Here is a 13,838-nt window from a genome sequence, read left to right on the forward strand (position 1 = left end):
TTTAGGGGATGGATTTAGAATAAATAGGAGGATTAAAATTGAAATTTCATATAGTATCACATACTCATTGGGATAGAGAATGGCATAAAACATTTGAAGAATATAGAGTTAAACTGATTAGAATTATGGATGACTTAATTGACTTACTAGAAAACAATAAAAACTATTTATCTTTTATGTTTGATGGACAAACTATAATATTAGAAGATTATCTAGAAATAAGGCCTAAAAATAAAGAAAGATTAAAAAAACTTATAGAACAAAAAAGAATAATTGTAGGGCCATGGTATATACAACCAGATGAATTTATTCCAAGTGGGGAATCACTTATAAGGAATTTACTTATAGGCATTAATATGGCAGAAGAATTTGGTTCTGTAATGAATATAGGATATTTGCCTGATTCATTTGGTCAATCTGCACAGATACCTCAAGTTTTAAAAGGATTTAATATCAATGATGCAGTTATATGGAGAGGAATATCAGATGAAGATATAAAAGAGAAAGAATTTTACTGGGAAGGATTAGATGAAACTAAAATTTTAGGTCATTATTTACCCTTAGGATATGAAAATGCTAAATGGTTATCATTAAAAATGGATGAAAGTAAAAAGGTAGTAGAAACTAATATTAAAGCACAAAAAGATATGACACATACTGGACAAATACTGATGTTATGTGGTTATGACCAAAGGGAAGCAAATAAAGATTTACCTTTAATTATTAAAGATTTAAATGAAAAGTATGGTTCAGAAGGATATAAATTTATATTTTCAACATTAGAAGATTATATTAAAAATGTAAAAAGATCTGACATGGATTTTGAAACTTATAAAGGTGAATTTAGAAAAGGTAAATTTATGAGAGTACATGCAAGTATTGGCTCTACTCGTCTTGATATAAAAGGACAAAATTTTATATCACAAAGATTATATGAAAAATATGTGGAACCATTATCTTCTATAGGAACATTATATGGTTCTTATTATAATAATGCTTTGATAAATCATGGATGGAAAAATATAATCCAAAATCAAGCCCATGATTCTATAGGAAATGTATGTACTGATATTACACATGATGAGATGGAAATGAGATATAATAAATCTAATCAAATAGGTACTACAATATTAGAAGAAAAAACAAATGAAATTTTATCTAATATAAATTTTCAAGATGACAAGGGAATACCAATAACTGTATTTAATACAATAATTAATTCAAGAAAAGATACATTAGCAATAGAAGCATTATTAGAATCTACTAATTTTATATTAAAAGATGATAAAGGTTTAGAATGTGATCATCAGATATTGAATACTGAAAAAGTGGATTTAAATGATTATATGATAGAAAGTCATTTTGTAGGTAAAAATGAATCTAAAGAATATTATAAAGTTAAATTTAGTTTTACTCCTGAAGTTCAAGGGTTTGGTTATAAAACTTATTATATAAATGAAGTTAAGTTTAGTGATAATAAGGAAAAAAGTTTAATAGTAAATGAAAATACTCTTGAAAATGAATACATTAAAGTAAATATAAATAAAGATGGAAGTTTAGATATATTAGATAAAGAAAATGATAAAACTTATTACAATCAACATATATTTAAAGAAGGTGGAAATGCTGGTGATGAATATGATTATTCTCCTCCTGTAAATGATGAAATCATCTATTCTAAAGGGAAAATAGCAAAAATAGAAAAGGTATATAATGGTCATATTCAAGCTCAAATTAAAATAACTTATTCATTAAGTTTTCCTATTAATACTTATAATGAATATAGATCTGAGAAAAAGGAAAATACAGTTATAGAATCTTTTATAACTATTTATAAAAATAATAAGAGGTTAGATATAAAAACTGTAATTAATAATAATATTAAAGATCATAGAATACAAGTATTATTTGATGGAAATATTAAGTCAAATATTCACTATGCAGATCAGCAATTTGGAATTATGGAAAGAGAAAATTATTTAAAACAAGTAGAATATTGGAGAAATGAAAATTGGCAAGAAAAGTATTATCCAATATATAATCAACATAAATTTGTAGGAGTATTTGATAGTAAAAATGGATTGCAAATAATAAATAGAGGGTTACCTCAATATGAAATATTAGATGAAAATAAACCTAAGATAGCATTAACATTATTATGTGGAACTAGCTATATGGGTAAACAGGATTTAGTTAATAGACCTGGAAGAAGATCTGGTTTACATGTAAAGACTCCAAAAAGTAATATGATAGGAAAATTTGAAATGGAATATTCTATTTGTCCTATAAATAGTATAAATGAAATGAATATTAATGCTGAAAATTATGTATATCCACTTCATTATAGCCAGTTACAAAATATAGAGGATAAAAATAAGGGATTATCAGATACTTACTATCCAATTAGAATAAAAAATCCATTAGTAGGTACAAGTGCTATTAAAAAATCAGAAAATGATGAAGGGGTAGTATTACGTATTTATAACAGTATTAATGAAAATATAAATGATGTAGAAATTGAATATGATGGAGAAAAGTTTAGTGATGTCAATTTAGTTAATTTGAAAGAAAAAAATATAGATATTAATACAAATTTTGAAATAACTAAAAATACTATTCATATAAAAAGAATAAAGAGTAATGAAATATTAAATTTTAAATTTAAATAAAATATATCCCCTTAAATAAAACTTATTTTAAGTTTTTTGAGGGGATTATTTATTATGATATAATTTAAATATAAAAATATAAAAGGGGATGATTTAGTGATACGATTTGGAATAGTAGGTACTAGTTGGATTACAGATGAATTTTTGAAATCAGCTATGTTAAATGAAGGATTTAAATTAAATGCAGTGTATTCAAGAACAGAAAAAAAAGCTCATGAATTTGCTAAAAAGTATGATGTGGAAAACATTTATACAGATATAGAAGAGATGGCAAAATCAGAGACAATAGATGCAGTTTATATAGCAAGTCCAAATTCATACCATGCTAAATATTCTATTTTATTTCTAGAAAATAAAAAGCATGTATTTTGTGAAAAACCTATAGCATCAAATTTAAATGAATTAGAAGCTATGATAAAATCTGCAGAAAAAAATAATAGATTGCTAATGGAAGGAATGGTTTCTTCATTTTTACCTAATTTTAATGTAATAAAAGAAAATTTATATAAGATAGGTAAAATTAGAAGATATGTAGGAAACTACTGTCAGTATTCTTCCAGGTATGATCCATATAAAAGAGGAGAAAATCCAAACACTTTTAATCCTAAATTTTCAAATGGTTCTCTTATGGATATAGGAGTATACTGTATATATCCTTTAGTACAATTATTTGGAAAACCTGAAACCATAAATGCAAATGGAGTAATATTAGAATCTGGAGTAGATGGGGAAGGTAATGTAGTACTTAATTATGATGATATGGAAGCTTTAATAATTCATTCAAAAATAACAGATTCATATGTTCCTAGTGAAATACAAGGTGAAAATGGAACAATGATAATAGATAAGATACCTACGCCTAAGAATATTAAAATAATATATAGAGATGGTAGAAAAGAGGATTTAACTGTAGAACAGGATAAACCAAATATGTATTATGAAGCAAGTGAATTTATAGATTTAATAAAAGAAGGAAAAAATCAATCGGATATAAATTCATTTAAAAAATCAAGAATAGTTATGAATATATTGGAACAAGCAAGAAAACAAATGGGTGTAATATATCCTGCAGATAAATAATAAAAAACTTCAAGAGTGTTATTCTCTTGAAGTTTTTTCACTTATAGTTATAAAACTTATAGTTTTTTTATTGCTTTTTAAGGAATACTCTACTTTATATCCTTTTATATTTTCATATATTACACTTGTTATTCCTTCATATTCAACTGGTTCTTTTTTACCATATTTATCATAAACTTTTTTTATATTATCTCCAGCTTTAATTCCATCTATAGAGTAAGTAGAGTTAGGTAATCCTATTGATGTAATTACCTTTGTACCAATTTCAGTAAATATAGTTATATTATTAAATGAGTAATAGTCAGATCCTTGGTATCCTCCTGTATCTCCAATTTCTCCAAATTTTTCTTTAGCTTTATCAAGTGAATCACCAATTCCTATTCCGATTCCACTAAAAATGTCTTCTAATTTATCTTCTTCAATAATTTTTTCTTGCTTTTCCTTAAAGTCATTTGTATTTAATACTAATGAATCTTTTTCATTGCCCTCTACAATAGTAGTATCAAGGGATTTAGCAATAAACTCTAAGGGTATTAGTAGCTCTGAATTTTTCTTGTTTTGATCTTCTAATAAATACATTTGAATATTTTCACCACTTAAATCTTTATCATTTATAGATATAGATTTAATATTGCTATATTTATTTATAGCCACATATATTTTAGTTGAATTATTTATTGCAGTAATGCTTAAATCTTCTTCTGTTTCATTTAGTTCTATTTCAAAGCCTAACAATTTATATGAAGATATAAATGGAAGTAATATATTTCCTTTATTATTTTTTAAAGGTTTCTTTGCTATAGTATTATTCAAGTCTAGAGGATTATCATTTAAGAATATTTTCATATTAGATTGTACTAAATTTTCTGTATCATATAAAGGATTTACTTGTTCTTGTTCTTCTTCCTGTTCCTCTACAATTTGCTGTTCATTACCTTGATTATCTTCTTTGGTTTGTACATTTTCTTCTGAATTTTTATTGCTGCATCCAAAAGTAAATATTAAAGAAGTTAAAATGATTAAAATTAAAGTATATTTATTAGTATGCATCTTTTTCCCCCAAATTGATTAAAATAACTTTATTATATTAAAATAATACCATAAAAGTCATCATAAATCATTATATATTTAAAAAAATGTCGAATGCTGTTGGATAAAATAGCAGTTAAATATTTAAAATATTGTATACAAAACCCCTTCTTAGGGTATATAATGTATACTAAATATGCTTTCATTAAAATTCAAATTTATCAGAATTATGTCAGCTGAGGAGGATTAAAATGAATAGACATCTTGGGATATCTGTGGACCATATGGATTTAAATTTTGTCCTGCAAAATAATATAAATTGGATACAAATTTCTAATAAATTTTCTAGTGCAAAAGATATTACATCACTTTTAAAAATTTGTCAAAATCATCCTCTAAAAATAAGTTATATGTTTCCAGTATTTAATCAAAATAATCCAGAAATGATTTTCTTTTTAAGTAATGAAAAGAGACTTAGAGATGCTACTATGGAAATATTGGAAGAAAATTTAAGTATGGCTAAATCACTTCCAACTGAACATGTAGTAGTAAATTTAATATCTCCTTTAATAACTGATATAGATAAATCATTAATCGATCAAACAATAGTTGAATTAGAAGAATTAGCTTACAAATATGAAATACCAATACTTATACATTTAGAAGACTATAGTCTATTTGAAGGTTCAAATATAATTAAAGATATAATGGATTCAACAAGTTTAAGATTATCAATTGATATAAATAAATTTTATAGATTTTCTTCAATAAATAAATTAAATTTTAAAGTTGAATTAAATTCTATTATACAATATGTGAAACTTATAAATATAACATTTGATGTAGATTATTTAATATTGCAGGATACTTTAAATTATATGTATGATAAAATATCAAGAATTCCTATAATAATTAAAACAAGGAATAAAAACCAAAAACAACAAATATATCATAAAGTAAAAAGTATTAGAGAAATTGTAGTAAAAGAAAAAGCATTTAATTAAAGGGACAAAAGTCCCTTTAATCAATAAATCTACCTAATATATCATTTAATGATATAATTTCATTTTCAGATAGTTTTTCTTTAAATAAATCATGTATTTCTTTTTGTTCATTAGAAGTTAATCCATTTTCTAGTATTTTTACAAGCTTTATGCTATTTATAGTACCTAATTTATCTATTATTTCATTTAATTTATTTTTATCTTCTTTGGATAAATTATTCTGAATTTCTTTTATATTTAAATCTTTTATAGTATTATCTCCTGACAATCTATCTTCAAACTGATTTAATTTTGCTCTTTTTATACCTTGTTTCAATTGATTTATAAGAAATTCTTGAGTTTTTTTATCATAGTCTGTACTAAATTCTATATGAGATAATAATTCATTTTTTTTTCTAATTATATTTTTTGAGAAAGTTTCAGTATCATTACTTTTAATATTTATTTGTTTTGATTCATTTTCTTTTTTTTCAGTATTTTCTCTTGTTTTTTCTACTTTACTTTCTTGTTTTATTTTTTCTGTATCTCCTTTTAGATTTTGAGGTAATTTAATTTTATGTATTCCATTATAATTTATATGATCATTTTTTGATAATTCTATTTTGTCATATATCATTAATGATACAGAAATAAAAGTAAAAAATAATATTATAAATATATATATAATCCTTTTTATATTCACAGATATTCCTCCATTCTATATATTATTATTAACTGATTTAGAATAGATATACTTTTGAAAAATAAGGTAATTTTGTAATATATATTTAACATAGAAAAATGTTTTTTAAATATATATAGGGTATATATAAATATATCTTTTTATCTATAGGGGCTTAATTGAGTTAGCATACTTAATGATTAATAAGGTTAGGGGGGAGTCTAAATGGTAGCATCATTTATAGATGAGAATAAAAGTTTAAAAGAAGAAATAGAGGTATTAAGATATAGGCTTCACCAAGCCATAATGAATGATAAAAGTAGAGATGAAATATTAGAATTAAGTAAGCGATTAGATACACTAATAAGTTTATATTATAGAAAGAAATAGAATAAGGATAGATAATTTTATCTATCCTTATTCTATTTCTTAAGAAAATCTTAAATTATCATTAAAATAGTTTATTCTAAACAATCTATAGTGTATAATAATATTTGAATAATTTATAAGGAGAATTTTATGTGGGAATTAATTGATTTATTAAAAAGGGAACTAGCGGTTATAATAGTTGGTGCTACACCTATATTTGAGCTTAGAGGTGCAATACCACTTGGAGTAAGTATGGGTTTTACACCAATTCAAAGTACTATATTATCTATAATAGGTAACATATTACCTATTCCATTTTTACTTTTACTGTTAAAACCAATATTTAAATTTTTAAGAAGATATGATAAGTTTGACAAGATTATAGAATGGATAGAAAACAGAACTCTTAGAAGAAGTAAAAGAATGAAAAAATATACTTTACTAGGATTATATTTACTTGTGGCAGTACCACTTCCTACTACTGGAGCTTATACTGGTTCTTTAGCAGCATCTTTATTTAATATAAGATTTAAATTTGCATTTCCAACAATTGTAGCTGGTGTAATTACAGCAGGTATTATAATGTATATATTAAGTTCAATAGGAGTAATGGTACTTGTATAATAAAAATTAATTGACTAATAATAAATTATATGTTAATATTTATATGTTAATTTAATAATTCTTGATTGCCTTATCAAGAGTGGTGGAGGGATAGGCCCTATGAAACCCGGCAACCGGTGAAAAATCGGTGCTAAATCCTACAAAGCAAAAGCTTTGGAAGATGAGGAAGATGTGTAATTATACCTCTTCTTTTGAAGAGGTTTTTATTTTACAAAAAAAGGATAATGTGAGACTAAGAAGCGTCCCAATGTTTCACAACGAGGAGGAAAAAAATGAGAAAATGGCTTTTTACGTCAGAATCTGTTACTGAAGGACATCCTGACAAAATTTGTGATCAAATATCGGATTCAATTTTAGATGCTATATTAAAAGACGATCCTAATGCTAGAGTTGCTTGTGAAACTACTGTAACTACTGGTCTTGTACTTGTATCTGGTGAAATAACTACAAATACTTATGTAGATATTCCAAAAGTAGTTAGAAAAACAGTTGAAGAAATAGGCTATACTCGTGCAAAATATGGATTTGATTCTGAAACTTGTGCTGTACTTACTTCTATTGATGAACAATCTCCTGATATTGCTATGGGTGTAAATGAATCTCTTGAAAAGAGAAAGGGAGAAAATGGAGAAGAGTTACCTCATACAGGTGCAGGAGATCAAGGTATTATGTTTGGTTTTGCTTGTGATGAGACAGAAGAATTAATGCCACTACCTATTTCACTTGCTCATAAATTAGCTAGAAGACTTTCTGAAGTTAGAAAAAGTGGAAGATTAGATTATCTTCGTCCAGATGGAAAAACTCAAGTAACTATAGAATATAATGATGATAAACCTGTAAGAGTAGATACTGTAGTTATATCTACACAACATAGTTCTGAAGTAGATTTAGAAACTATAGAAAGAGATTTAAGAGAATTTGTAATAAGAGCAGTAGTACCAAATGAATTATTAGATGATCAAACTAAATACTTTATTAATCCAACAGGTAGATTTGTAATAGGTGGACCACAAGGTGATGCAGGACTTACTGGAAGAAAAATAATTGTAGATACTTATGGTGGTTACTCTCGTCATGGTGGAGGAGCATTTTCAGGTAAAGATGCTACAAAAGTAGATAGATCTGCATCATATGCTGCAAGATATGTAGCTAAAAATGTAGTAGCAGCAAACCTTGCTAAAAAATGTGAAGTACAACTTGCATATGCAATAGGTGTAGCAGAACCTGTATCTATAATGGTAGATACCTTTGGAACAGGTAAGATAGAAGAAGAAAAAATAGAAAAATTGATTAGAAAACATTTTGATCTTAGACCTGCAGCTATTATAAAAAATTTAGATTTAAGAAGACCAATATATCGTCAAACGGCAGCATATGGACATTTTGGAAGAACTGATATTGATTTACCTTGGGAAAAAACAGACAAAAAAGATATATTAAAAAAAGAAGGATTAAATAAGTAACAAAGATTAATCTTAACACATATAATATATAAATCAATCCATTATAGGGGTGAGAAAATGATTTATATATTATATGTCTTTGTTTATGTGTTTTTTATATATGGTGTAATAGAATTCATAAGAAATATATATATAGGATTTAATATTCCCAAAAATACTCACCCTATAAAAATAATAGTAAATAATGAGAAAAGTTTAGAATATACAATACTGAGTATAAAGGATAGATTTAGTCCTATTACAATATGTATAGAAGAAGAAAATACTAAAATAATGGATATGATAGATATTTTAAAAGATGATTATGAAATAAAAATAGAATATTTAAAATGAAGTATTTTTGCAAACTCCCTCAATTTAATATAGAAATCCCCTTGAAAGCCTGCTTAAGAACATTAGTTCGGTGGTGGGCTTTTTTTATTGTATGTGACTTTAGTAAAGTCACTATTAAGTAATTTTAAATTTAAAATGTATTATATATTTAACCGGTAATCAAGATGAGTACTCATCAATATGAGGGATGAATATGTATAGTGAAATAGATAATTTAGTAAGAAAAGCAAAATTAGGAGAAAAAGAAGCAAAAATGAAGTTGTTAGAAAGTTATAAACCTCTTATTTTAACTCAAATAAAAAAATATTACTTTGAAAAAGAAGAGATGGATGATTTAATTAATGAAGGATATGAAGTGATTTTAATAGGGATAAATAAGTTTGATTTTTCAAAAGGAGTTTATTTTTCTGGCTATATAAATACTATTTTAAGATATCATTATCTAGATAAACTTAAGTTTAAAAAATATGTAGTGTCTTTAGATAAAAAGATTTCATCTAAAGATAGTAGTATTAGTTTGATTGATACATTAGAATCAGAAATAGATATAGAAAAAGAATATTTATATAAGGAATTAAATAATGAGTTAGTTAAAAATATAGAAAAATTAACTATACGTCAAAAACAAATAATAGTTATGTTTTATTTACAAAAAATTAATATAAAGGATATATCAAATAGATTAGGAATTTCCTATAGAACAGTTGTAAACACAAAAAAGAATGCATTAGAAAAATTAAAAAAATTATATAGTAAAAAATAATTATCACTTCTATATTTGTAGTGTAGGTAAGAGAGGAGGTGATAATCATGGCAGTAAATACAATGTTAAAATCAAGTAAAGTGAAATTAGAGCTTCAAAATGGTTTAGATGAAAATGGCAAAGAAATTATAAAATCTAAAACACTTTCATCAGTTAAAACCGATGCAACTGATGAAGGAATTTATGAAAGTATGGTTTCAATAACAGGACTACAACAGTTACCACTTATGGCGGTAAAGAGAATTGATGAAAAAGAAATTGAAATGGTTTAATTTATTAAAGAAGGATATAAAGATTGGAGGTGAATATGTTGAGCAAAAAACTAGAATTGATATTTAAAAATATAATGGATAGAAAAACTAGAATATCTTTAGATGAGCCAAGAGAAGATTTAACAGAGTTAGAAATAACTTCAGCTATGAATAATATTATAACTCAAAATATATTTGAAACAACTGGAGGAAATTTAGTATCTATAGCTGGAGCTAGAATAATTACAACACAAATACAAGATTTTTCAATTTAATCTAAAGGGTGGACTAAAGTCTACCCTTTTCACAATTAATTTAATTGGAAGAGAGGTAGTTAAAATGGAGATAATATTTAGTCAAATTGCAAATTTAGGTTTTCCTATAGTTGTGTCTGTATTTCTTTTAGTTAGAATAGAAAGCAAACTTACAGATATTACTTCTAGTATAAATGAACTTACAAAGGCTATAATATCAAAAACAAAAGAGGAAGTCTTATGACTTTCCTCTTTTGTTTGACTATTTCGTTCTCCTATAATAAGTCCGCATGCTGCAATTAAAAGTAAAACTAAAAAGAATAATAACACTAATATATTATTTTTAATTCGTGCCACTCCTTTCTATAGATATGATTATTTTTTCCTAAAAGCAAAACAAATATACAAATTTTTAGAAAACTATTTACAGGAACACATGTTCGATGTTATAATATTTTTAATATAATAGCAAGGGGAGATATAAATGATAGAGATTGATAAAATATTAATGAATAAAATTATAGCAATACTTCCAATTTATTTAGACACGAAAGGAAATTCTACTAAAATAATTTTTGAAAATAAAGAGGACATGTTTATTTATTATAGGACTATTAGAGTTTTAAAATCCATAGCTGGATATTTTACATTAGATTTAAGAAAAGTAAGAAATGAATATGGAAAGATTATAGAATCAAAAAATATGGTGCCAATACCCCTTACAAAAAGGGATATATTGATACCTATGAAAACGAGAAAACCTATATCTAAAAATGATGGCTCAATAGGTTATTTTAATTTAAAATATATAGAAGATATTTTGAAAAAAGATGAAGAGATTTACATAAAACTTATTACAGGAAAAGAAATAAAAGTGCTAAATAGTGAAAGAACAATAATAAAACATATAAATGATGGGAAACTAGTAAAACAATCATATAAAGAAAAGTTTGATTCCCATGTAAAAGAAGAAGATTTAAGTTATAACACTCCTGCAACTAAGAAAGATATTGCACTTTTAATTAGAGAACTTGTTGATATTAAAAAAAGACTATGACTTTTTAGTATGTTATAATGTATAGATAAGAATGTTCGGAGGGTTTTAAATTGATATCTATAAAAGGTTCAGTAGAAGAAATAATATTTAAAAATGATTCAAATGGATATATCGTTGCAATACTTGAAACTGAAGATGATATAATTACGATAGTTGGGTATATTCCTATATTAAATATAGGGGAAACTATAAAAGTAGAAGGTAATTGGGAACATCATAAAACTTTTGGTCAGCAATTAAAAGTAGAGAATTATGAACCTGTAGTACCTGCTACTCTTAATGGAATAATTAATTATTTAGCTTCAGGATTAATATCAGGTATTGGCCCTAAAACTGCAGAAAAAATAGTTGAGAAATTTGGAGAAAATAGTTTAGATGTAATTCAATATAATCCACAAAAGTTAAAAGAAGTAGAAGGTATAGGAAGTAAAAAAGTTAAAAAAATAGCAGAATCTTTTAGTGAACAAAGAGAACTTCGTGATGTTATGCTATTTTTACAACAATATGGTATTAGTTCAAAATTTGGAGTAAGAATATATAAAAAATATGGAAATAAGACAATACAAAAGGTAAAGGAAAATCCATACAGATTATCAGAAGAAGTATTTGGAATAGGATTTAAAATGGCAGATAAAATAGCTATGGAAATGGGTATAGCTTTTGACTCTGTCTATAGAATAAGAGCAGGGATAAAATTTGCAATTATGAAGTTTACTACTGAAGGACATACATATATGCCAAAGGGAATTCTTGTTAACAAGTCAAAAGAAGTACTTTCCATAGATGAAGAAATAATAGATAATGGAATAACTCAAATGACTATTGATAACCATATAAAGCTTGAAAATATAAATGGTGAGATAGTAGTATATTCTATACCTTTTTATACAGCAGAAGCAAATGTAAGTAAAAAATTAATAGAGCTTTCAAATGTAAAATTACATGATATAAATATAGATATAGATGATCAAATAAATGAAATAGAAAATGAAGAAGAGATAAAACTAGCTGGCAGACAAAAAGAAGCTATAGAAGAATCCATAAATAATGGAGTTTTAGTAGTTACAGGTGGTCCTGGAACAGGAAAAACCACTACAATAAATAGTATAATAAAAATATTTGAGAAAAAAGATTTAAAAGTAACCCTTGGGGCTCCTACTGGAAGAGCAGCTAAAAGAATGAGTGAAGCTACAGGAAAAGAAGCTAAAACTATTCACAGATTACTTGAATATTCATTTGTAGATGAAGAAATAGGAATGGCATTTGGAGTAGATGATGGTACTCCTATGGAAAGTGATGTAGTTATAATAGATGAAGTATCAATGGTTGATATACTTTTAATGAATCATTTATTAAAAGCAATTATGCCAGGAACTAGACTTATCCTTGTAGGTGATGTAGATCAATTACCATCAGTTGGAGCTGGAAATGTACTTAGAGATATAATAGATTCAAAACTTATTAAAGTAGTAGAATTAGATGAAATATTTAGACAAGCAAAAGAAAGTATGATAGTAGTAAATGCCCATAGAATAAACAAGGGAGAATATCCTTATTTAAATAAAAAGGATAAAGATTTCTTTTTTATGAAAAGAAACAATCCTTCTCAAATAGTAGATACCATACTTGAATTAGCCTATAGAAGACTTAGGAAATTTAATGGGTATGATCCAATAAAAGATATTCAAGTATTATCTCCAATGAAAAAAGGAGATGCAGGAGTAAATGCATTAAATAATAGTTTGCAAGCTATATTAAATCCTAAATCTAAAATTAAAGCTGAAAGAAAAATAGCCGATACTATATTTAGAGTAGGCGACAAAGTAATGCAAATAAAAAATAATTATAATAGTGAGTGGGAAATAATAGAAAATGGAAAGTCAATAGAAAAAGGAAAAGGAGTGTTTAATGGGGATTTAGGAATTATAACAAAAATTGATCATGAGGAATCAGAATTAATAGTAGAATTTGATGATAAAAGAATAGTAGTATATCCATTTAGTGGATTAGATGAACTTAGACTTGCATATGCTACTACAATTCATAAATCTCAAGGTTCAGAATTTCCAGTAGTTATAATTCCAATACTTTGGGGACCACCAATGCTTCTTACAAGGAATTTACTCTATACAGGAATAACACGTGCGAAAGAATTAGTAGTGCTTGTAGGAATGGAAAGGTATTTAGCTATGATGATAAAAAATAATAAAATTACTACAAGGTATTCAGGATTATCTAAAAGATTGAATGATATGTTTAATGTATATGTGAGAGGTTAAAT

At 25.5% G+C, this 13,838-nt stretch carries 15 protein-coding genes and 1 riboswitch; of the genes, 13 read left to right on the top strand and 2 right to left on the bottom strand.

What is annotated here, in order from left to right; translation table 11 throughout:
- Positions 1-38 precede the first annotated feature (38 nt).
- Positions 39-2,669 carry a glycoside hydrolase family 38 N-terminal domain-containing protein gene (locus E0D94_RS03540; RefSeq protein WP_130805924.1) on the top strand — a complete coding sequence of 877 codons (2,631 nt, stop codon included), beginning with the start codon at positions 39-41 and terminating at the stop codon, positions 2,667-2,669.
- A gap of 96 nt (positions 2,670-2,765) precedes the next feature.
- Positions 2,766-3,749, top strand: coding sequence for a Gfo/Idh/MocA family protein (locus E0D94_RS03545; RefSeq protein ID WP_130805925.1), 984 nt, complete (start codon positions 2,766-2,768; stop codon positions 3,747-3,749).
- Positions 3,750-3,767: 18 nt separating this feature from the next.
- Here E0D94_RS03545 and E0D94_RS03550 read toward each other — a convergent pair whose 3' ends face one another.
- A complete protein-coding gene (locus tag E0D94_RS03550; RefSeq protein WP_130805926.1) occupies positions 3,768-4,799 on the bottom strand; it encodes a hypothetical protein in 1,032 nt (343 codons plus the stop codon).
- Between the two features lie 230 nt (positions 4,800-5,029).
- Here E0D94_RS03550 and E0D94_RS03555 point away from each other — a divergent pair, with 230 nt between their 5' ends.
- Complete coding sequence (locus tag E0D94_RS03555) at positions 5,030-5,782, top strand: hypothetical protein (protein WP_130805927.1); 753 nt, start codon at positions 5,030-5,032, stop codon at positions 5,780-5,782.
- Positions 5,783-5,798: 16 nt separating this feature from the next.
- On the opposite strand, the gene E0D94_RS03560 is transcribed toward E0D94_RS03555, so the two are convergent.
- Positions 5,799-6,464, bottom strand: coding sequence for a hypothetical protein (locus tag E0D94_RS03560; protein ID WP_130805928.1), 666 nt, complete (start codon positions 6,462-6,464; stop codon positions 5,799-5,801).
- A 204-nt stretch (positions 6,465-6,668) separates the two neighbouring features.
- Here E0D94_RS03560 and E0D94_RS03565 point away from each other — a divergent pair, with 204 nt between their 5' ends.
- From E0D94_RS03565 to recD2, 10 genes are all read left to right on the top strand, one after another.
- Entirely contained in the window at positions 6,669-6,833 is a 165-nt protein-coding gene (locus E0D94_RS03565; RefSeq protein ID WP_130805929.1) for an aspartyl-phosphate phosphatase Spo0E family protein, read from the top strand.
- A 129-nt stretch (positions 6,834-6,962) separates the two neighbouring features.
- Positions 6,963-7,436 carry a COG2426 family protein gene (locus tag E0D94_RS03570; protein WP_130805930.1) on the top strand — a complete coding sequence of 158 codons (474 nt, stop codon included), beginning with the start codon at positions 6,963-6,965 and terminating at the stop codon, positions 7,434-7,436.
- Positions 7,437-7,503: 67 nt separating this feature from the next.
- A riboswitch (SAM riboswitch) is annotated at positions 7,504-7,603 on the top strand.
- A gap of 105 nt (positions 7,604-7,708) precedes the next feature.
- Positions 7,709-8,899: a methionine adenosyltransferase gene (gene metK / locus E0D94_RS03575; protein ID WP_130805931.1), complete on the top strand. Its 1,191-nt coding sequence runs from the start codon at positions 7,709-7,711 to the stop codon at positions 8,897-8,899.
- Between the two features lie 57 nt (positions 8,900-8,956).
- Positions 8,957-9,232 carry a hypothetical protein gene (locus tag E0D94_RS03580; RefSeq protein WP_130805932.1) on the top strand — a complete coding sequence of 92 codons (276 nt, stop codon included), beginning with the start codon at positions 8,957-8,959 and terminating at the stop codon, positions 9,230-9,232.
- Positions 9,233-9,425: 193 nt separating this feature from the next.
- Positions 9,426-9,995, top strand: coding sequence for a sigma-70 family RNA polymerase sigma factor (locus E0D94_RS03585; RefSeq protein ID WP_165442850.1), 570 nt, complete (start codon positions 9,426-9,428; stop codon positions 9,993-9,995).
- Between the two features lie 47 nt (positions 9,996-10,042).
- Positions 10,043-10,267: a DUF1659 domain-containing protein gene (locus E0D94_RS03590; protein WP_130805934.1), complete on the top strand. Its 225-nt coding sequence runs from the start codon at positions 10,043-10,045 to the stop codon at positions 10,265-10,267.
- Positions 10,268-10,305: 38 nt separating this feature from the next.
- Entirely contained in the window at positions 10,306-10,521 is a 216-nt protein-coding gene (locus E0D94_RS03595; RefSeq protein ID WP_278044676.1) for a DUF2922 domain-containing protein, read from the top strand.
- 64 nt (positions 10,522-10,585) lie between these two features.
- Positions 10,586-10,744, top strand: a complete 159-nt coding sequence (locus E0D94_RS03600; protein WP_130805936.1) for a YvrJ family protein — start codon at positions 10,586-10,588, stop codon at positions 10,742-10,744.
- A 240-nt stretch (positions 10,745-10,984) separates the two neighbouring features.
- A complete protein-coding gene (locus E0D94_RS03605) occupies positions 10,985-11,557 on the top strand; it encodes a competence protein ComK (protein WP_130805937.1) in 573 nt (190 codons plus the stop codon).
- Positions 11,558-11,607: 50 nt separating this feature from the next.
- Entirely contained in the window at positions 11,608-13,836 is a 2,229-nt protein-coding gene (gene recD2, locus E0D94_RS03610; RefSeq protein WP_130805938.1) for an SF1B family DNA helicase RecD2, read from the top strand.
- Positions 13,837-13,838 lie beyond the last annotated feature (2 nt).

It is taken from the genome of Senegalia massiliensis (assembly GCF_900626135.1).
In the GTDB taxonomy this organism is placed as follows: Bacteria; Bacillota; Clostridia; order Tissierellales; family SIT17; genus Anaeromonas; species Anaeromonas massiliensis.